General features: G+C 70.2%; 18 protein-coding genes and 1 pseudogene. 9 read left to right on the forward strand and 10 right to left on the reverse strand.

The features are described 5' to 3' along the window. Positions 1-195 precede the first annotated feature (195 nt). The 9 genes from ADK57_RS22980 to ADK57_RS23020 are packed head-to-tail and all read right to left on the reverse strand — an operon-like array spanning position 196 to position 8251. Positions 196-837 carry a LutC/YkgG family protein gene (locus ADK57_RS22980; protein ID WP_420711882.1) on the reverse strand — a complete coding sequence of 214 codons (642 nt, stop codon included), beginning with the start codon at positions 835-837 and terminating at the stop codon, positions 196-198. Beyond that, positions 834-2327, reverse strand: coding sequence for a LutB/LldF family L-lactate oxidation iron-sulfur protein (locus ADK57_RS22985; protein ID WP_053751403.1), 1494 nt, complete (start codon positions 2325-2327; stop codon positions 834-836). The genes ADK57_RS22980 and ADK57_RS22985 overlap by 4 nt, the downstream gene beginning before the upstream one ends. Beyond that, positions 2324-3064, reverse strand: coding sequence for a (Fe-S)-binding protein (locus ADK57_RS22990; RefSeq protein ID WP_053751404.1), 741 nt, complete (start codon positions 3062-3064; stop codon positions 2324-2326). The genes ADK57_RS22985 and ADK57_RS22990 overlap by 4 nt, the downstream gene beginning before the upstream one ends. Beyond that, the gene (locus ADK57_RS22995) at positions 3055-3963 is read right to left on the reverse strand and encodes an amidohydrolase family protein (protein WP_053751405.1); all 909 of its coding nucleotides are present in this window, start codon (positions 3961-3963) and stop codon (positions 3055-3057) included. Before ADK57_RS22995 ends, ADK57_RS22990 begins: the two co-directional genes overlap by 10 nt. After that, on the reverse strand, positions 3960-4271 hold the full coding sequence (locus ADK57_RS23000) for an L-rhamnose mutarotase (protein WP_053751406.1): 312 nt from the start codon (positions 4269-4271) through the stop codon (positions 3960-3962). Before ADK57_RS23000 ends, ADK57_RS22995 begins: the two co-directional genes overlap by 4 nt. Then, a complete protein-coding gene (locus tag ADK57_RS23005; RefSeq protein WP_053751407.1) occupies positions 4268-5296 on the reverse strand; it encodes an aldo/keto reductase in 1029 nt (342 codons plus the stop codon). The genes ADK57_RS23000 and ADK57_RS23005 overlap by 4 nt, the downstream gene beginning before the upstream one ends. Further along, positions 5293-6051, reverse strand: a complete 759-nt coding sequence (locus ADK57_RS23010) for an SDR family NAD(P)-dependent oxidoreductase (RefSeq protein WP_053751408.1) — start codon at positions 6049-6051, stop codon at positions 5293-5295. The genes ADK57_RS23005 and ADK57_RS23010 overlap by 4 nt, the downstream gene beginning before the upstream one ends. Next, the gene (locus ADK57_RS23015; RefSeq protein ID WP_053751409.1) at positions 6048-7385 is read right to left on the reverse strand and encodes an L-fuconate dehydratase; all 1338 of its coding nucleotides are present in this window, start codon (positions 7383-7385) and stop codon (positions 6048-6050) included. The genes ADK57_RS23010 and ADK57_RS23015 overlap by 4 nt, the downstream gene beginning before the upstream one ends. Before the next feature lie 14 nt (positions 7386-7399). Then, on the reverse strand, positions 7400-8251 hold the full coding sequence (locus tag ADK57_RS23020; protein WP_053751410.1) for a fumarylacetoacetate hydrolase family protein: 852 nt from the start codon (positions 8249-8251) through the stop codon (positions 7400-7402). Positions 8252-9101: 850 nt separating this feature from the next. Between ADK57_RS23020 and ADK57_RS23025 the strand changes: the two genes are divergently transcribed. The 4 genes from ADK57_RS23025 to ADK57_RS23040 all read left to right on the forward strand — a co-directional run bounded on the left by ADK57_RS23025 (position 9102) and on the right by ADK57_RS23040 (position 13734). After that, the gene (locus ADK57_RS23025) at positions 9102-10151 is read left to right on the forward strand and encodes a sugar ABC transporter substrate-binding protein (RefSeq protein ID WP_053751411.1); all 1050 of its coding nucleotides are present in this window, start codon (positions 9102-9104) and stop codon (positions 10149-10151) included. 132 nt (positions 10152-10283) lie between these two features. Then, positions 10284-11897, forward strand: a complete 1614-nt coding sequence (locus ADK57_RS23030; protein ID WP_053751412.1) for a sugar ABC transporter ATP-binding protein — start codon at positions 10284-10286, stop codon at positions 11895-11897. A gap of 2 nt (positions 11898-11899) precedes the next feature. Then, positions 11900-12943 carry an ABC transporter permease gene (locus ADK57_RS23035; protein ID WP_053751413.1) on the forward strand — a complete coding sequence of 348 codons (1044 nt, stop codon included), beginning with the start codon at positions 11900-11902 and terminating at the stop codon, positions 12941-12943. A gap of 89 nt (positions 12944-13032) precedes the next feature. After that, a complete protein-coding gene (locus tag ADK57_RS23040; protein WP_053751414.1) occupies positions 13033-13734 on the forward strand; it encodes a FadR/GntR family transcriptional regulator in 702 nt (233 codons plus the stop codon). Between the two features lie 674 nt (positions 13735-14408). Here ADK57_RS23040 and ADK57_RS23045 read toward each other — a convergent pair. Further along, positions 14409-15380 (reverse strand): aldo/keto reductase, encoded by a 972-nt coding sequence (locus tag ADK57_RS23045; RefSeq protein WP_053751415.1) that lies wholly within the window; start codon positions 15378-15380, stop codon positions 14409-14411. A gap of 315 nt (positions 15381-15695) precedes the next feature. On the opposite strand from ADK57_RS23045, the gene ADK57_RS23050 reads away from it, so the two are divergent. The 5 genes and pseudogenes from ADK57_RS23050 (at position 15696) to ADK57_RS23065 (ending at position 19673) form a co-directional block, all read left to right on the forward strand. Then, a complete protein-coding gene (locus tag ADK57_RS23050; RefSeq protein WP_053751416.1) occupies positions 15696-16121 on the forward strand; it encodes a MarR family winged helix-turn-helix transcriptional regulator in 426 nt (141 codons plus the stop codon). Between the two features lie 203 nt (positions 16122-16324). Further along, positions 16325-16795: a MaoC/PaaZ C-terminal domain-containing protein gene (locus tag ADK57_RS23055; protein ID WP_159050130.1), complete on the forward strand. Its 471-nt coding sequence runs from the start codon at positions 16325-16327 to the stop codon at positions 16793-16795. Positions 16796-17001: 206 nt separating this feature from the next. Beyond that, positions 17002-17883 carry an LLM class F420-dependent oxidoreductase gene (locus ADK57_RS23060; RefSeq protein WP_053751418.1) on the forward strand — a complete coding sequence of 294 codons (882 nt, stop codon included), beginning with the start codon at positions 17002-17004 and terminating at the stop codon, positions 17881-17883. Between the two features lie 223 nt (positions 17884-18106). Beyond that, a pseudogene (locus ADK57_RS52535) lies at positions 18107-18878 on the forward strand (IS5 family transposase). Between the two features lie 99 nt (positions 18879-18977). Then, positions 18978-19673 carry an alpha/beta fold hydrolase gene (locus ADK57_RS23065; protein WP_053751419.1) on the forward strand — a complete coding sequence of 232 codons (696 nt, stop codon included), beginning with the start codon at positions 18978-18980 and terminating at the stop codon, positions 19671-19673. Positions 19674-19791 lie beyond the last annotated feature (118 nt).

Raw genomic sequence — 19791 nt, forward strand, 5'->3', positions numbered from 1 at the left:
TTAACAGACGCAGCCACACCTGCTGTCCAGAGCAAGGACAGGAAATTCAGAACTTCCCCGTTCACGACCCCGACATCAGAATTCGAGTGCAAAATACATGGGATGTCTATCGCGCTGTTCACGGCTGGAAAAGGGCACGGCTTCGCAGCGCGGCCACCCGGCCACGCTGCGAAGGGTGCGGTCCGGCGCCGTCGGCTACGCGTCCTCCACGACGACGATGTCGAGAGTCCTGGGCCCGTGCACGCCCTCGACACGGTCCAGTTCGATGTCGCTGGTGGCCGAGGGGCCGGAGATCAGCGTCAGCGGGCGGTAGTGGTCGAGCAGCCGCAGTGCCTCGGGCACGTCGGGAGCGATCTGGTCCGCCCGGACCACACAGATGTGCTGGTCCGGAAGCAGGGTCAGGACCCGCCGCCCCTGGCCCGGACCGTGGTCGAGGGTCACGGTGCCGGTGACGGCGATGGCGGTGGCGACGGTGGTGACCACCGCGTCCGCCGCGTCGAGTTGACCGACGGTCAGCGGCGGGACGTCCGTCAGCAGGGACCAGGGTCCCTCCGGGACCAGGTCCGCGAGAAACCCGGGCGGCACCACCAGGGACCGTGCACCGGTGCGGGCCAGCGCACGGGCTACGGCCGCCGCGACATCGGCCGGCGAAACACGGACCACCGTGGCGCGGTACTCGGCGGCACGCTCGGCGAACAGCCCGACGACGTCCGGTCCGGCGTGGTCGGCACCACGACCCTGCGAAGGAGGTACGTCGCCGGGGCGCTCGGAATCCGGCACGGCGGACAGCGCTCCTTTGACTGCGCTCAGGACGGTCTCGCGGCCGTTCATCGTCATCCCTTCCTCTCCGCCGTCGTACGGCTGTCTCCGCTCGTGGGTGGTCGCGTACGGCGCCACCAGGCGCGCAGGGACTCACGGGCCGGCGCCGGGGTGTCCCGGGTGCCGGACCAGCGGACGAACGGACCGGGCATAGCACCGATCCGGCCGTCACGGGCCAGCAGCCGGGCGCCGACGGCGGCCAGGCGCTGTACAGCGGCCAGCCGCCGCGGTGAGCTCAGGACGGCACCCGCGGCCTTCATGGCGAGTGCCTCGGATGTGGGGAGCAGCCGGCCCCGGCGTTTGGCCTCCACGGCCTCGGCGCGCAGATGGACCAGCACCTCGGGAATGTTGATCTTCACGGGGCAGGCGTCGTAACAGGCGCCGCACAGGGTCGAGGCGAAGGGCAGCGAGGCCGCGTTCTCGATGCCGACGAGCTGCGGGGTGAGGACGGCGCCGATCGGCCCGGGGTAGACCGAACCGTAGGCATGACCACCCGTGCGCTCGTACACCGGGCAGACGTTCAGGCACGCCGAGCAGCGGATGCAGGCGAGGGCCTGGCGGCCGACCTCGTCGGCGAGGGTGGCGGTGCGGCCGTTGTCGAGCAGCACCAGGTGGAAGTTCCCGGGTCCGTCGCCCTCGGTGACACCGGTCCACAGCGAGGTGTAGGGGTTCATCCGCTCGCCGGTCGACGAGCGGGGCAGGAGCTGGAGGAACACGTCCAGGTCGGCGAAGGACGGCAGGACCTTCTCGATGCCCATGACGGTGATCAGGGTCTCCGGCAGGGTCAGGCACATCCGCCCGTTGCCCTCCGACTCCACGACCGCCACCGTTCCGGTGTCGGCGGCCGCGAAGTTGGCGCCGGAGACGGCGACCTTGGCCCGCAGGAACTTCTCCCGCAGGTGGAGCCGGGCCGCCTCGGCGAGGTCGCGGGGCTCGTCGGTGAGGTCCTCGGGGGCGGGTCTGCCCCACTCCCCCATCTCCCGGCGGAAGATCTCCCGGATCTCGGAGCGGCCCCGGTGGATGGCGGGCACGAGGATGTGCGACGGGCGGTCGCCGCCCAGCTGCACGATGAGTTCCGCGAGATCGGTCTCGTAGGCACGGATGCCCGCGTCCGCGAGCGCCTCGTTGAGGCCGATCTCCTGGGTCGTCATCGACTTGACCTTGACGACCTCGTCCTCGCCGGTGGCCTTCACCAGGGCGGTCACGATGCGGTTGGCCTCGGCGGCGTCCGCCGCCCAGTGAACCACTCCCCCCGCGGCGGTCACCGCCTTCTCGAGGCGCAGGAGATGGTGGTCGAGGTGGCGCAGGGTGTGGCGTTTGACCGCGGCGGCCGTCTCCCGCAGTTCCTCCCAGTCCTCCAGTTCGGCGGCGACGGCCAGCCGCTTGTCGCGGATGGTGCCGGTCGCCCGGCGCAGGTTCGCCCGCAGCCGGGTGTCGGCGAGCGCGGTGCGCGCCGCCTCGGGGAAGGCCGGGGTGCCCAGCCATACGACGTTGTCGGCACCGCTCACCGTACGTCCCCTTCCATGGAGGCCAGGATCTCGGCCAGGTGCATCGTGCCGACGCCGGTACGGAGCCGGGACAGGCCGCCGCCGATGTGGGTGAGGCAGGAGTTGTCGCCCGCGCACAGGATCTCGGCGCCGGTGTCCTGCACATGACGCATCTTGTCGGCCAGCATCGCGTTGGAGACGTCCGCGTTCTTCAGGGCGAAGGTGCCGCCGAAGCCGCAGCAGGACTCCGCGTCGGGCAGTTCGACGAGGTCGATGCCCTTCACGGCGCGCAGCAGCCTGAGCGGCCGGTCGCCGACGCGGAGCATGCGCAGCGAGTGACAGGTCGGGTGGTAGGTGACGCGGTGCGGGAAGTACGCGCCGACATCGGTGACGCCGAGGACGTCGACGAGCAGTTCCGACAGCTCGTACACCGTCGGCACCACCTGCTCGACCGCCTCGGCGAGGGCGGCGTCACCGTACTGGGCGGCCACTACACGGTGGTGGTCTCGCACCATGCCCGCGCAGGACCCGGAGGGGGCGACGACGGCGTCGTAGCCCGCGAAGACCTCGGCGAAGCGGCGGACCATGGGCAGGGTCTCGGGGCGGTAGCCGGTGTTGAAGTGCATCTGACCGCAGCAGGTCTGGCCCTGCGGGAACTCCACGCTGTGGCCGAGGCGTTCCAGCAGTGTGGTCACGGCCTGACCGGTGCGAGGGAACATCGTGTCGTTGAAGCAGGTGATGAAGAGGGCTATGCGCATGGAGTTTCCTGGGGCGAGGCCGGCCGTGCGGTGATGGGCAGGTGGTAGGTCCGCACGGCTGTGCCGGTGAAGACATCGTGGCGCTCGGCGGGGCAGAGCCCGGTCGTCAGTGCGCGTGCGACGGCGATCACCTCGGCGTAGGTGGCGGCGAGCCGGCAGACGGGCCAGTCGGAGCCGAACATCAGCCGCCCGGGGCCGAAGGCGTCGAGCACGGTGTCGGCGTACGGCACAAGGGCCGCGGTGGTCCACGAGGCCCAGTCGGCTTCGGTGACCATGCCGGAGAGTTTGCAGACGGTGTTGGGGAGGGCGGCCAGGCGCCGGATCTGCTGCGCCCAGGGGGCGAGTTCGCCGGACGCTATGGGCGGCTTGCCGAGGTGGTCGAGGACGAAGGTGAGGCCTGGCAGGCGCTCCGCGGCCGCGACGGCCGCCGCCAGTTGGTGGGGCTTCACCACGAGGTCGTAGACGAGTCCCGCATCGGCGACCGCGGAAAGGCCACGCAGTACCTCGGGGCGTACGAGCCAGCGCGGATCCGGCTCGCCCTGCACCTGGTGCCGGATGCCCACCAGGTGCTCCCCTCCGGGGCCCGCGCGCAACTCCGCGAGGGTGTAGGCGACATCGGGGGCGGTCAGGTCGGTCCAGCCGACGACCCCGGCGACCAGGTCGCTGCGCGCCGCCAGGGCCAGGAACTCCGGGGTCTCCTCCGGCACGGTGATCGTCTGCACCAGCACGGTGGCGGTGACACCGGCCGCTCGGGCCTCCGGTGCCAGGTCGGCGAGGGTGAAGTCGCGTCGCAGCGGGGCGAGTTCGTCTCCGCTGATCCAGTCCTGGTCGCGGACGGACAGGTCCCACACATGGTGGTGGGCGTCCACGATGCCTGGCGCGGTCTCCGCTCCGGTCACAGTTCCCACACCACCGGCAGCGAGGCGTCCGAGCCCTGCGCGGAGTAGTCGTGGACGACATCGAGCAGGTCGGCCATCCGGGCCTGCCAGGCGATGTTGACGGGCAGCTTGTCGAGTTCGGCGATCATCGCCCGGTAGTCCTCGACCTCCAGCACATGGAACAGGTCCGTGCCGCTGCGCCAGATCGTCCACTCCCGGACCCCCGCGTCGCGGATGGCGGCGGTCAGTTGCTCGGGCACCTCCCGGTGCGCGGCCTCGTACTCCTCGATGCGGTCGGCGCGGACCTTGGTGTGCAGGGCGACCCTCATGACCGCTCCTTCGACGGCATGGCTTCCCCGATCGGGGTGGCCGCGGGGACAGGGATCTCCGGGTCGAGCAGGCCCTCGGCGCGCAGTTCGTCCCACAGGGCGTCCGGAATCGGGCGGGCCAGCTGTTCCACCGTGTCGCGCACCTCGTGCGGGGAACGCGCGCCGGTCAGGACGCTCGCGACCGCCGGATGACCGAACGGAAAGCGCAGCGCGGCGGCACGCAGCGGCACGCCGTGGCGTTCGCAGACCGCGAGGAGCCGCAGCGCCCGGTCGAGGACCGGCTGCGGAGCGGGTGCGTAGTCGTATGTGGCGCCGGGCCTCGGGGCCGTCAGCAGCCCGGAGTTGAACACCCCTCCGATGACCACGCTCCGGCCGCGGGCGGCTGCCTCCGGGAGCAGTTCGGTGAGCGAGTCCTGTTCCAGGAGGGTGTAGCGGCCGGCCAGCAGCACCACGTCGATGTCGGTCTCACGGACGAACCGGGCGGGCAGCGCGGACTGGTTCATCCCGATGCCGATCGCTCCGATCACGCCTTCGGTGCGCAGCCGCTCCAGCACCGGGTACGCCTCACGCAACGCCTGCTCGGCGTGGTCGTCCGGGTCGTGCAGCAGGGCCACGTCGACGTGGTCGAGGCCGAGGCGTTCCAGGCTGGCCTCCAGCGAGCGCAGCACTCCGTCGGCGCTGAAGTCCCAGACCCTGTGGTGGGTGGCCGGGACGGCGAAGCCGTGGGCGAGGTCGTCACCGGCGCCGCCCTCCCGGTGCGGCACGAGAAGCCGGCCCACCTTGGTGGAGAGGGTGTAGGTGTCACGGGGGCGGTCGCGCAGCGCGGCGCCGAGCCGTCGTTCCGACAGGCCGAGACCGTAGTGGGGCGCGGTGTCGAAGGTGCGGATGCCGGCGTCCCAGGCCGCGTCCACCGTGGCGTGAGCGGCCTCGTCGGTGACCGGGTGGAAGAGGTTGCCGAGGGCGGCACAGCCCAGTGCCAGTTCCGTGACCGGTACGGCGCTGCCGCCCAGCGTGGTGGTTCTCACGACCGGTCCACCGGGCGCAGCCGCAGTCCCTGCATGCCGCCGTCCACCGCGAGCGCGGTGCCGGTGACGGCCGCCGCGGCCGGACCGGCCAGATAGAGGATCGCGGCCGCCACCTCGTCGGCGGTCACCAGGCGGCCCATCGGCTGGCGGGCGTTGAGGGCGGCGCGCTCGGCCGCCGGGTCGTCGGCGGCGTCCAGCAGCCGGGAAACCCACGGGGTGTCGGCGGTACCGGGGTTGACGCAGTTGACGCGGATGCCCTCACGGACGTGGTCGGCGGCCATCGCCAGCGTGAGCGAGAGCACGGCGCCCTTGCTGGCGGAGTAGAGGGCGCGCTGCGGCAGTCCCGCGGTGGCCGCGATGGAGCAGGTGTTGACGACGGACGCGTGCGCGGAGCGGCGCAGGTGGGGCAGGGCGGCGCGGGTGGTGCGGACGATGCCGAGGACATTGACGTCCAGGACGCGATGCCACTGCTCGTCGGTGTTGTCCTCGACGGTGCCCGCAGCCCCGATGCCCGCGTTGTTCACGAGGATGTCGATGCCGCCGAGCCGCGTCGCCGCCGCATCCACGGCGGCACGCACGGAGACATCGTCGCTGACGTCGGCCTTGAAACCGAGCAGCGGTTCGCTGACGCCGCCCGGATCGAGGTCGAGCACGGCCACTGCCGCACCCTGGGCCGCCAGTGCGCGGGCCGTGGCCAGCCCGATGCCGGACGCACCCCCGGTGACGGCGGCCCTGAGCCCTGACAGACCGGTCATGCCACCTCCTCCTGAGCGGCGCGGTCGGCTGCCCAGAACATGCCGTCCGGGTAGCGGTATCCGGCGATGGACTCCTCCCGCATGGTGGCGGAGAAACCTGGCGCGAGCGGGGCGGTGTAGTGCCCGTCGCGGATCACCACGGGGGCGGTGAAGTGCTGGTGGAGGTGGTCGACGTACTCGATCACGCGGTTCTCGGTCGTGCCGGACAGCGCCAGGTAGTCGAACATCGACAGGTGCTGCACCAGCTCGCACAGGCCCACGCCGCCGGCGTGCGGGCACACCGGCACCCCGAACTTCGCGGCGAGCAGCAGGATGGCGAGGTTCTCGTTGACTCCGCCGACGCGGGCCGCGTCGATCTGGAGGACGTCGATGGCGCCGGCCTGGAGGAGCTGCTTGAAGACGATGCGGTTCTGCACGTGTTCGCCGGTGGCGACCTTCACGGGGGCGACGCCCCGGCGGACGGCGGCGTGGCCGAGGATGTCGTCGGGGCTGGTGGGCTCCTCGATCCAGTACGGGTCGAACTCGGCGAGCGCCTTGGTCCACTCGACCGCCTCGTCCACGTTCCACCGCTGGTTGGCGTCGATGGCGATGCGGATCTCCTCGCCGACGGCGGCGCGGGCGGTGCGCATGCGGCGGATGTCGTCGGCGAGGTCGGCGCCGACCTTGAGCTTGATCTGGGTGAAGCCGTCGGCGACGGCCTGCTTGGCCAGCCGGGTGAGCTTGTCGTCGGAGTAGCCGAGCCAGCCGGGCGAGGTGGTGTAGCCGGGGTAGCCGCGCTGCAGCAGGACGGCTTCGCGCTCCGCGAGCCCGGTGCGGCCCTCGCGCAGCAGTTGGAGGGCGTCCCCGGGGGTGAGGGCGTCGGCGATGTAGCGGAAGTCGACCTGGGAGACCAGCCACTCGGGGTCGGCGTGGGCGAGCAGCCGCCACAGGGGCTGTCCGGCGCGCTTGGCGGCCAGGTCCCACACGGCGTTGACGACGGCGCCGATGGCCATGTGCATCACGCCCTTCTCGGGGCCGAGCCAGCGCAGCTGGCTGTCCCCGATCAGGTCGCGGTTGACCGAGCCGGGGTCGGCGCACAGCTCTTCCACCGAGCGGCCCACGAGGTGGGGCCGCAGGGCGCCGATGGCGGCGACCTGGACATCGTTGCCGCGTCCGATGGTGAAGGTGAAGCCGTGGCCCTCGTGCCCGTCGCCGGCGTCTGTGCGCAGCACGACATAGGCGGCGGAGTAGTCGGGGTCCGGGTTCATCGCGTCGGAGCCGTCCAGTTCCCGCGAGGTGGGGAAGCGGACGTCGTAGGTGTCGACGGCGGTGATCCGGGCGGAGGTTGTAGTCAAGGTGGTGCTGCCTTTCACGCTTGGGCGAAGGTCTGGCGCTGGCTGCCGAGGCCGTCGACAGAAAGCTCGACGGTGTCGCCGCGGCGCAGGAAGGGAGTGCCGGGAAGACCCAGAGCCACGCCCGCGGGCGTACCGGTGTTGATCACGTCCCCCGGTTCCAGGACCATGTACTGGCTCAAGTACGACACGATGTGGTCGACCGGGAAGATCATGTCGCTGCTGTGGCCGTCCTGCCGCTTCACGCCGTTGACGCTCAGGTGCAGGCCGAGGTTCTGCGGGTCACCGGCCTCGTCGGCGGTGACCAGCCACGGGCCGAGCGGGTTGAAGGTCTCGCAGGACTTGCCCAGGTCCCACTGCGACGAGTACTCCAGCTGGAACTCACGCTCCGAGACGTCATGGCTGATCGCATAGCCCGCGATCACGTCCCGCGCGGCCTCGGGGCCGTCGAGGTAGCGGGCCCGCCGTCCGATGACGACCGCCAGCTCGACCTCCCAGTCGGTCTTCACAGAGCCACGGGGAATCAGCACCTCGTCGTACGGGCCCACGACCGTGCCCGGGTCCTTCATGAACACCACTGGGCGCGCGGGAATCGTCGCGCCCGTCTCGGCAGCGTGATCGCGGTAGTTGAGACCGACACAGATGACCTTGCCGGGGCGGGCGACGGGTGGCCCGATCCGCAGACCGTCCTGGTCGAGCTCGGCCGGCCCTCCCGCCGTGACAGCCGCGCGGGCCCGCTCCACTCCCCCGGAGGCGAGGAAGGCCCCGTCGATGTCCGGGGTCACGGAGGACAGGTCCAGCAGCCGGCCGTCGTCGGTGAGGACAGCGGGCCGCTCCTGACCGGGGGCGCCGACTCGTAGCAGTTTCACTGGGGGCTCCCTTGCCATGCGGGTTTCGTCTGAGGGGTGGTCGGCCGTAGGGCCGGGCCGCCTGCGGTGCGCCGGGCCGGACCTGTCAGCGGGCTTCGTTCGTCGCCTCGCAGACATCGGGTGTATGGCGGCACAGTGACCTTAGATGCGGGGATCGCGCCTGACAATGGATTCCTCGGATGTATTTCGTCGGCGTGGCCTGCCAAGCGCTCACAAGGGCAGATTCCCCATGGTCACACATGGCCACGAGGTCGACACGCGACCCGCCATCCGATGAATCCAAGGTGAGTTGCAGGCCCATCTCCCCTGGTGAGAGCGAGGCCGGGAGACATCCTCCGGCCACCCCGAGGGAGATAGGGCCTTTGTGGCCCACTTCCGCCTCCTCCCACCGGCCCAGGCGGCCCCCGTTGCCGAATTGTGAGCTGCTGCGGCGCATCGCCCGTCACACGCGAAGGCCGAAACTCTGCAGGTCGCGCGGGTGGCAGCAGGGATCGCCGAGGCCGGAACGGCACCTCGACGCTCTACGGCGTGATGTCCCGCAAATCTCTGGCCGCGAACTCTTGTCAACGTCGGCAACCTCGCCGTAACGTCCTCACGTCCGAGATACATCGGAGGAATGCTCACAGCATTCAGTGCGCCCGTTCGGCTCGCATCCGCGCGGTCGCGTCGCCTCCGCATCCTCGGTCCCCGGCTGACCCTCACACCCACCCCTCAGGGCACGATCCGCGCATTTTTCGCGCCGGATCGGCAACTGCCCGTCCGGCGACCTCGCCCCTCCCCCGCAGGCAGGTACGCCCTTCCCACCGTTGCCCTGCGGCCCAGTGCCCCTGGCTAAGGAGAGAACACGGCCATGAAGCTCGCTCGCACCCGCTCCACCGCCGCAGCCGCCACCGCCGTCCTCGCGGTACTGGCCCTGGCCACCGCGTGCAACCGCGAAAGCGCCGGCTCGGTCGCCTCGGGCGGTGACAAGCCCGCCATCGGGATCGACCTGCCGCGCTCCGACTCCGACTTCTGGAACTCCTACGCGCAGTACATCGAGAAGGACGTCAAGTCCGACGGCATCAACGCGCTGCCGATCAGCAACTCGCAGAACGACGTCACCAAGCTGGTCGCCAACGTGCAGGTGTTCCAGAACACCGGGGCCAAGGCCGTCGTCATGGCGCCCCAGGACACCGGCGCCATCGCCTCCACCCTCGACGCCCTCGCGTCGAAGAAGATCCCCGTGGTCAGCGTCGACACCAGACCCGACAAGGGTGACGTCTACATGGTGGTCCGCGCCGACAACAGGGCGTACGGCACCAAGGCCTGCGAGTTCCTCGGCAAGCAGCTCGGTGGCAAGGGCAAGGTCGCCGAGTTCCAGGGCGCTCTGGACTCGATCAACGGACGCGACCGCTCCGAGGCGTTCGCCGAGTGCATGAAGCAGAAGTTCCCCGGCATCAAGGTCTTCGAGCTGCCCACCGACTGGAAGGGCGACGTGGCCTCCGCCAAGCTGCAGAGCCTGCTCGCCCAGCACCCCGACCTCAACGGCATCTACATGCAGGCCGGCGGTGTCTTCCTCCAGCCGACCCTGGCTCTGCTGGAGCAGAAGGGCCTGCTCAAGCCCGCCGGGCAGAAGGGCCACATCAGCATCATCTCCAACGACGGCATCCCGCAGGAGTTCGACGCCATCCGCAAGGGCCAGATCGACGCCACGATCTCCCAGCCCGCCGACCTCTACGCAAAGTACGCGCTGTACTACGCCAAGGCCGCGGCCGAGGGCAAGACCTTCAAGCCGGGTGCGACCGACCACGACTCCACCATCATCAAGCTGGCCAACGGTCTCGAGGACCAGCTGCCCGCCCCCCTGGTCACCAAGGACAACGTCGACGACAAGACCCTGTGGGGCAACAACGTCGGCTGATGACCGTCAGTTCCTGCCCGCCGCGTCGGGGGAGGACAGCCCCCGCCCCCGACGCCTACCCCGCCCTGCCGGCGCGGGGACCCGCACGCGCCCCTCGGCTCCAGCCTCCGTACACGAAGGACGGTATCCACCATGGCGGACACCGCGACCGCCCCGGCGACCGGCCCCGGCACTTTGGCCCCTGTGGCCGAGGCGACCGGCATCAGCAAACGATTCGGCCCGACCGTCGCGCTGCGCGACGCCCGTATCACCATCGCCCCCGGCGAGGCGCATGCCCTGGTCGGACGCAACGGCGCCGGCAAGTCGACGCTCGTGTCCATCCTCACCGGCCTCCAGCAACCCGACACCGGTACCCTGCGCTTCTCCGGCGAGCCGGCGCCCGCATTCGGCGACATCGACGCCTGGCGCTCACGCGTAGCCTGCGTCTACCAGCGCTCCACCATCATCGGTGGCCTGACCGTCGCCGAGAACCTCTTCCTGAACCGGCAGAGCGCCGGGGCAGTGCAGCCCATCCGCTGGAAGCAACTGCGCCGGCGGGCCGAGGAGCTGCTCGGCGAGTACGGCGTGGCCGTCGACCCGACCACGCGGGCCAAGGACCTCACCGTCGAGCAGCGGCAGTTCGTCGAGATCGCACGGGCCCTGTCGTTCGGCGCCCGCTTCATCATCCTCGACGAGCCGACCGCGAAACTCGACGCCCGCGGCATCGACCGGCTGTTCGAGAGGCTCCACGACCTCCAGCGCCAGGGCGTCGCCTTCCTCTTCATCTCCCACCACCTGCAAGAGGTGTACGACCTCTGCACCACGGTCACGGTCTACCGTGACGCGGCCCACATCCTCACCGCGCCCGTCGCCGAACTCGGCCACCAGGCGCTGGTGGAGGCCATGACCGGCGAGTCGGCCTCCACGGTCACCGCCACCGCCGGCCGGTCCCCGGTCGCGCGGGCGAGTGCCCCGGAACTGCTGGCGATCGACGGCCTGACACTGCCCGGCGTATGCCAGGACATCTCCCTCTCGGTCCGCTCCGGCGAGGTCGTCGGGCTCGCCGGCGCCACCGCCAGCGGCAATGTGCAGGTGGGTGAGGCGATCGCCGGTCTGCACCGCGCCAAGGACGGCCGGATCACGGTCGGTGGCAGGGGCGTGCGCACCGGCAGTGTGCCGTCCGCACTCACCGCCGGAGTCGGTCTGGTCCCCGAGGACCGCCACCTCCAGGGACTGGTGAACAACCGCAGCGTGGCGGAGAACGCGACGCTCACCGTCACCGACCAGCTCGGTCCGTTCGGCACGGTGCTGCCGGCCCGCACCAAGGCGTTCGCCGGGCGCATGATCCGGGACCTCGACATCAAGACACCGGGCGCTGAAACCCCGGTCTCCGCCCTCTCGGGCGGCAACCAGCAGAAGGTCGTCGTCGCCCGTGCCCTGGCCACCGATCCGCACGTCCTGGTGGCCATCCGCCCCACCAACGGGGTGGACGTCAAGTCCAAGGAGTTCCTCCTGGGCCGCATCCGGCAGGTCGCCGACGGCGGCAAGGCGGCGCTGATCGTCTCCGACGAACTGGACGACCTGAAGGTCTGTGACCGGGTCGTCGTCATGTTCCACGGGCGGGTGGTCGCCGAGTTCGACCGCGGCTGGAAGGACGAAGCCGTCGTCGCCGCCGTCGAGGGCGTCACCGGCGACACGGCCCCCGCCACCGCGTCCCCCGCATCCGCCGTACCCGCCTCAACCGGCGCAGACGAGCACGGAAGGTAGTCATGACCGCCACCACAGATCTCACCGAGCCGGCAGTGAGCAAGGCTGAGCCGGCCTCCGCGGACGCCACGCGCCGCCGGGTCGACCTCGGGCGCTTCCGTGAACTGTCCCTGGTCCCGGCGATCCTCGTCCTCGGCCTGATCGGGTTCATCGTCTCGCCGGCCTTCCTGACCGCCGACAACCTCATCGGTGTGGCCCAGCAGTCCACCGAACTGAGCCTGCTGGTGCTCGCCACGACCTTCATCCTGGTCGCCGGACGGATGGACCTGTCGCTCGAGTCGACCATCGGTGTGGCTCCCGTCATCGCCGTGTGGCTCGTCCTGCCGAGCAGTGGCGGCCGGTTCAACGGGCTCGGTCTCTTTCCCGAGTGGACGGCCATCCCCCTCTGTCTGCTGGTCGGCGCGGTGATCGGGGCCGTCAACGGCTTCCTCATCCTCAAGCTGCGCCTCAACGGCTTCATCGTCACCCTCGGCGCCCTGACCATGCTCCGCGGCCTCCAGGTCGCCCTCTCCGAGGGCCAGTCGATCGTCGAGCTGCCCTCCTCCTTCACCTACTTGGGCAAGGCGTCCTGGCTCGGCGTACCCGCCGCCATCTGGGTGTGCGCGCTGCTCTTCGCCCTCGGCGGCAGTGCACTGGCCTGGCTCCGGCACGGCCGGGCGCTGTACGCGATCGGCGGCAACGCGGAGGCGGCCCGTACCGCGGGCATCCGCGTCGACCGCATCGTGTGGATCGTCCTCATCGTCGGCAGCGTCCTCGCCGCGTTCGCCGGCATCCTCTACAGCGGCCACTACGGCTCCATCTCCGCCACCCAGGGCAGCGGCTGGATCTTCCAGGTCTTCGCCGCGACCGTCATCGGCGGGGTCAGCCTCAACGGCGGCAAGGGCTCCGTGTTCGGCGCCCTCACCGGCGTCCTCACCCTCCAGCTGGTCGTGAACGTCATGACCCTGGCGGGCGTACCTCCGCTGTGGAACCAGTTCCTCAACGGAGCCATCATCATCGTCGCCTTGATCATCTCCCGGTTCGCCTCCGGCGAGAAGCAGGAATAACCCCGTACCGCAGGCGGCGACTCCGCCGGCCCGCGTCAGGCCCGGCGGAGTCGCCGGCCGGCGCGTCCCCGACTCAGAGAGGCACCCTCGTGGCACTGACGGACGAGGCGATCGACAAGATCAAGGCGATGATCGTCGCCGGTGAACTCGCGCCCGGCTCCCGGCTCCCCAAGGAGGAGATCCTCGCCGGACAGCTCGGCCTGTCCCGGAACTCCCTGCGCGAGGCGGTCCGGGCGCTGACGGCCATGCGAATCCTGATCACCCGGCAGGGCGACGGCACGTACGTCTCCAGTCTGGAGCCCCATCTCCTGTTGGAGAGCCTCTCCTTCGCCGCCGACGTCTCCCAGGGCCACACGGCTCTGCAGTTGCTCCAGGTACGACGACTGCTCGAACCGCAGGCGACAGGGCTGGCCGCCGCACTGCTCAAGCCGCAGGACCTCCGGGAACTGCGCAACATCCTCGAGCGGTCCCGGACCGTCGCCACCGTGGAGGAGTTCGTCGCCCACGACATCGCCTTCCACCTCAGGATCGTCGAAGCGGTCGGCAACCCCGTCCTGTCGATGCTGCTGCAAGTGCTCTCCACCCGCACCCAGCGTGTCCGCATCGTCCGCGGCAGCCAGACCAGTCATGCTCTGAACAACGCCCACGAGGACCACGAGCAGATCCTCAGCGCGCTTCAGTCACGCGACGCCCTGCTCGCCGCCGCTGCGGCGACCGTCCACATCACGGCCGTTGAGCAGTGGCTGGCCACCAGTCTGACCGATGACCCGATACGGGCGATTGACGACTGACCTCGCGCTCCCCTGCGCCCCCGCCGCCGTCCGGTCTCCCCCTCCCACGCACCGACCGGGTGGCGGCGGGCCATGCCCGCGCACCGGCGCCACCTCACATCCGGTCACACGGGCGCCTGGTCCGGTTCGGGTTCGCGCCATGAACTCACGCGAGCCGCCCCCCGTCCGACTGACGCCGATTTGCTTTACGTGCGCGCATGTTCTGGTGGCCGGGTGGACCAGGTGCTCGGGGGCGGGGGCTCAGCCCGACCATGGCGGTCTGCCTCCTGGAGCGGGTCGAACGCCCACTGCCCGGCCTGTTCTTCCCGCTGGGAACGGCGACAGCGGCCGTCGCCGTCGGCCCGCCCCTGCGCATCCGCCGGATGTATCTGACGGCGCTGGAATCAGCCGGTCGGCATGGTTCCGTGCTTCGGCCAGGAACTTGGCGTCGTAGCGGAAGAGAACCTGGATGCTCTGTCCTGCTCGCGCAGCTTGCGGACGAGCACAGGAGGGATCGGCACCGGCCGCGTGGCCTTGGCTGCTCGCCGTACGCGACGGTGTGCCGAGGCCCGGTCCTGAAGACCTGGAGCACTTCGTCGAACGGATGCCCGTCACCTGAGAAGGCGGAGGGCAGGTGTCAGCTGTCGGCACGCGTATCGCCGTCGACCGCATCCTTTCCGATCACGTCCACCGGCTCAGCTGTAGAAGTTCTTCTGCCAGCGGTGCCTGGCCAGCAGCGCGAGCTCCTCGGCGGTCAGCTGCGGTGTCTCGGCGACCGCCGCGTTGCGTTCCACGTTCGCCAGGGACCGCATCCCGACGATGACCGTGGAGACCGCCCGCCCGGCGAGCGCGAACCGCAGGGCGACGGACGGCAGTTCGGCGATGCCGATCCCGAGGTCGGCGAGGAGGGCGTCCACGCGCTTCTCGACCTGGGCGGGCCGGTCGTCCCTGAAGTACCAGTTGCGCCAGTCGCCTTCGGGGAAGGTGACACCCGCGCGAATCGAGCCCGTCAAGGCTCCCTCATCGAGTGCGACCCGCCCGATCACCCCCACGCCGTACTCCTCGCAGGCCGGCAGCAGCGCGTCGGACGGGGCCTGCTCGAAGATGTTGTAGATGACCTGGACCGCGTCCAGCACCCCGGTGCGAAGCACCGTGAGCACGTTCTCGGGCTGGTGGTCCTTGACGGAGATCCCGAAGAACCTGATCTTGCCCTCCTGCTTGAGGGCGTCCACCGTCTCCAGCCAGTCGCCCCGGCCGGTCCACTCGTCCTCCCAGGTGTGCAGCTGAAGGAGGTCGACGTGGTCGCGGCCGAGCTCGCGCAGGCTGGTCTCCAGGCTCTCGCGAAGGTGTACGCCGGGGAACGCCTCCATGGGGTCGAGTCCGCTGGCCGCCAGGGAGACCGGGACCTTCGGCCCGACCTTGGTCGCCACGTACACGCCCTCACCTCCGCCCGGGAGTTCCCGCAGCGCACGGCCGACGACGCGCTCGCTGCGGTCGTACGCCCTGGCGGTGTCGATGAAGTTGACGCCCAGGTCCAGGGCACGGTGCAGGGCACGCACCCCCGAGTCGTCGTCGGTCCCGACCCAGGCCCCCTGGCCCAGCCCCCAGGCGCCGTAACCGATCTCCGACACGGACAGCCCGGTGCGGCCGAGTTCCCGATAACGCATGTGCTGTTCAGGCTCCTTTGCTGAGGCCCCCGGCGAGGGCCCGTCCGCGTACGCCACTCAGTGGACACGATGTGCGTGGACGACCGTACAGACGGAGGCACTCGGTCACCACCGGCGGCGGCGCGCCGAAACTTTCGCTCGCGCGGTGTCGGACGAGGGATGGCGAGAGATCACTTGGCCCCCGCACTTCGGTACTGCACGCCCAGCACCACCGACGACGCCGGTGACGCCGGTGACGCCGCTCAATCGTCCGACGAAGCGAGGGTTGTACGACACAACCTTGACAGTTGCTTCGTACAACTCCATGATGACGCCATGCCTGCACGCGACGAACCCCTCGACGTGATCCACGAGGCGATCATCCTGTTCTCCCGCAATGCCAAAGCGCGGGCGAACAACATGTACGACGACCTGTCCTTCGTCGCGTACACGATGCTGTCGTACGTGGGCTCCTCCCCCCAGCCGACCGCCTCCGAGCTGGCGGAGCGGTACGGCCTGGAGAAGTCCACCGTCAGCCGACAGCTGTCGCGGCTGGAAGAAGACGGCCTGCTGCGCCGGGTGGCCCATCCGTCGCGGCCCAGGACCAAGTTGCTGGAACTCACCGACACCGGTCACGCCCGCCTGGGCCGTGTCAGGCAGCACCAGCGCAAGGGGCTCGAGGAGCGGCTCGGCCGGTGGCCGGACGAGGACGTCGAGACGTTCGGCCGCCTGCTCTGGCGGTTCGTCACGGAACTCGACTGATGTCCCGGCCCGCCCGTCCGGCGAACGAAAACCGGGCTGTCATCAGCGACCGCCATGACGAGACGAACGGAGACCCGCATGCGACTCGGTGTACACATCCACCAGTTGACCCGGAGCCAGGGCCCGGCCGGGTTCGGCCCCGTGCCGGACATGCCGCGTCATCGGCGCGACGACGCAGGGCCCCCGCCGAAGCCGGCACGGCGGTGAGTGCCGTGCTCTACGCCGAGGACCTCCGGCCCGGGACCGTGTTCGAGCTGGGCAGCACCAAGATCTCCAAGGAGGAGATCCTCGATTTCGGCCGCCGCTTCGACCCGCTCCCCCTGCACACGGACGAGGGCGCGGCGGCCACGAGCCGCTTCGGAGGCCTCATCGCCAGCGGCTTCCACACCGCGGCGGTCCTGCAACGCCTCCTGGTGGACGCGGTGTTCTCGCGCGCCGCCCTCATCGCCGGCCGGGAGATCGACTCCCTGCGCATGCGGGCGCCGGTCCGGCCCGGGGACGTGCTGCACGGCACGCTGGAGATCGTGGAGGTCCGCCCCCGCGACGACGGCACCGCCGTCGTCCGCAGCCGGGGCACCCTCACCAACGACTCCGGCACCGTCGTCATGGAGCTCCAGGGGGAGACGCTCTGGGAGCACCGGCCGGCGGGCGGGAGTGAAGGTGGGGCGGCGTGATGGGCCGGTATGCCCCCGGTGAGCGGGACGGGCCGGGCGCATCTGCGTCGTCCTCGTCGGCCCGCCGTCGATCAGGGGGGCGGCGTTGGTCATGGCCACGTGGTCACGGCAGCGCGAGGGCCGGCGCGGCACGACGTCGTAACTGACCGTGGCGCACGTATCGACGGGTCGGCAACGGCCCGTAAATGAACCGAACGGAGACGGACATGCACGTCGGCGTGCACATCAACCGGTTCGACCATCCGCAGGGCGGTGGCGCCCTGCGTGACGAGCTGGCCGCCGCGGGAGCCGCGGCCGAGGCGGCAGGTGTGAGCCGGCTGTCTGTCATGGACCACTACTTCCAGATGGAGTTCAACGGCGGCGCCGAGGCGCCCATGCTGGAGGCCTACACGACTTTGGCCTACCTGGCCGCCCACACCTCCACGGTGCAACTGGGCGCGCTGGTCACCGGGGTGACGTACCGGCACCCCGGCCTGCTCGCCAAGATCGCCACCACGCTCGACGTCCTGTCCGGCGGCCGGGCCACCCTCGGCATCGGCGCGGCCTGGTACGACCGCGAGCACCACGGTCTGGGCGTGCCCTACCCGCCGCTCGCGGAGCGCTTCGAGCGGCTGGAGGAGACCCTGCGGATCTGCCTGCAGATGTGGGACCCGGACGACAACGGGCCCTTCGAGGGCCGCTACTACCAACTCGCCGAGACCCTGTGCGTCCCGCTGCCGGTCAGCAGCCCGCACCCCGAGATCATGATCGGCGGCGGCGGTGAGAAGAAGACCCTGCGGCTCGTCGCCCGGTACGCCGACGCCTGCAACCTGTTCGCCACCTCGCCCGAGGAGGTCGCGCACAAGCTGGACGTGCTGCGCGGTCACTGCGACGAGGCGGACCGCGACCACGACGCCGTCCGCCGGACCCTCACGTACTCCGGAGCGGCCGCCACCGAGGAGGACCTGGACACCTTCAGCCGTGACATCGAGCCCTACGGCAAGCTCGGCATCGACACGGTGATCATCTCGCCGCATCTGGGCGCCACGTCGCGGTGGATGGAGACCTTCGCCGCCCCGGCCGCACGACGACTGGCCGAACTGGGCTGAGACAGCTCTGAAAGCCGGCCGTCCCCTCACAGGCGGCCCGGCTTCCGGCCGGACGACCGCATCCCGGCGGAACCGGCGACCGTGCCGGCCGTCGACCGGTACGCCACCACCCGCTCCTGCCGCAACGTACGCGCCGCGCACCTCAGCGGTGCTGCGGCTCAGGCGGTGGCCGAGCGCAGCCGGGCCGCGCAGCCCCCTGGTAGGGGCACCGCACGGCCCTTCGATGTCGTCGAGTTGGGCCTTCAGCGAGGTCGGCGGCGCGGGCAGTTCCCGCTGCGGCTCGCGTGGAGATCTGACGGATACGCAATGGACCAGGCTGGAGCCGTTGCTGCCCAGGGGCACGAAGCCGGGGCACCCTCCGATATTGACCAGGCGGCAGCTCATCGACGGCATATGGTTCCGCACCCTCAACGTCGATTCCACCGTCTGCCGGGCACACCAGCACGCTGCCGGGGCATGGAAAAGGGGGACCTGCAGGTCGAACCGCCCGGCGGCGTCACCGCCGAACCGGCCGACCACGGCCTCGGTCGCTCGCGCGGCGGCCTGACCACCAAGCTCCACCTGGCCGTCGAGCAAGGCCAGAAGCCCAGGTCGATCGTGATCACTGCCGGACAGTGCGGCGACTCGCCGCAGTTCGAACCCGTCCTGAACAAGATTCGCGTCGCTCGCCTGAGTTCGGGCCGGCCACGCACCCGACCCGACCGGGTCGAGCCGACAAGGCGTACGCCTCCCGCCAGAACCGCGCCCTACCTGCGTAAACGCGGGATCCGCTGCACTATCCGGACAAGGCCGACCAGGCCGTCCTCCGCAAGAGACGTGGCTCTCGCGGAGGACGGCCACCGAAGTTCGACAAGGTCGACTATCGCGAGCGGCACGCGGTCGAGTGCGGCATCAATCGCCTCAAGAGGAACCGTGCGGTGGCCACGCGATACGACAAACTCTCGGTCCGCTACGAGGCCACCGTGCTCATCGCGGCGATCAACGAATGGTTGTGAACGGCCATGCGGTGATGACGCATGTGCTTCGTCGAAGCGGCGTTCTGCTCTCAGCCAAGCAGGTCGCGCCTGCGATGGCGTGGGCGACAGGATCGACCAATGCAGCCGATCTTCGTTCTCGTGCACAGTCCGTCCGTAGGCCCCTCGACCTGGCACCCCGTGGCCGAACACCTGACAGCGGCGGGATACCAGGTGCGGGTTCCATCGTTGCTGCACATAGGAGCCGGCGCTCCGCCGTTTTGGCCCCGCATCGCCGAGGCGGTCCGCGACGACCTCCAGCAGGTCCCGGTCGGCAGCCCCGTCACGTTGGTGGCACACAGCAGCGCAGGCTTGTTCCTCCCGACGATCCGCTCGGGCCTCGACCATCCCGTGACCAGCTCGATCTTCGTCGACGCCGCGCTGCCGGCCAGGACCGGACCGACTCCGGTCGCCCCACCCGAGTTGCTGGAATTTCTCCGCCCGATGGCCGTGAACGGCCGACTGCCACGCTGGACCGACTGGTGGGACGAGGCGGACATCGCCCCCATGTTCTCCGATCCGATAGTGCGGCAGACAGTCATCGGGGAGCAGCCGACGCTGCCGCTGTCCTATTACGAGCAGCACATCCCGGTCCCCAGCGGCTGGGACGACCACTCCTGTTCCTACCTGCTGTTCGGCCCTCCGTATGACGACCTTGCCGCCGAGGCACGCGAACGCGGCTGGCGTGTGGCACACCTGCCCGGCGCGCACCTGCACCAGATCGTTGAAGCTGCTCGCACGGCCCGCCACCTCGTCGAACTCGCCGACACGGTTTGATCCACTTCCGACACACGCCCTAGTCTTCTGAGTCGGGAATTCTGTTCAGATAACTGGCGAGGCGTTCGAGGATCTCGTCTGCGGTCTTCGTCCAGACGTAGGGCTTCGGGTCGGTGTT

Source organism: Streptomyces sp. MMG1533, assembly GCF_001279775.1.
Taxonomy (GTDB): domain Bacteria; phylum Actinomycetota; class Actinomycetes; order Streptomycetales; family Streptomycetaceae; genus Streptomyces.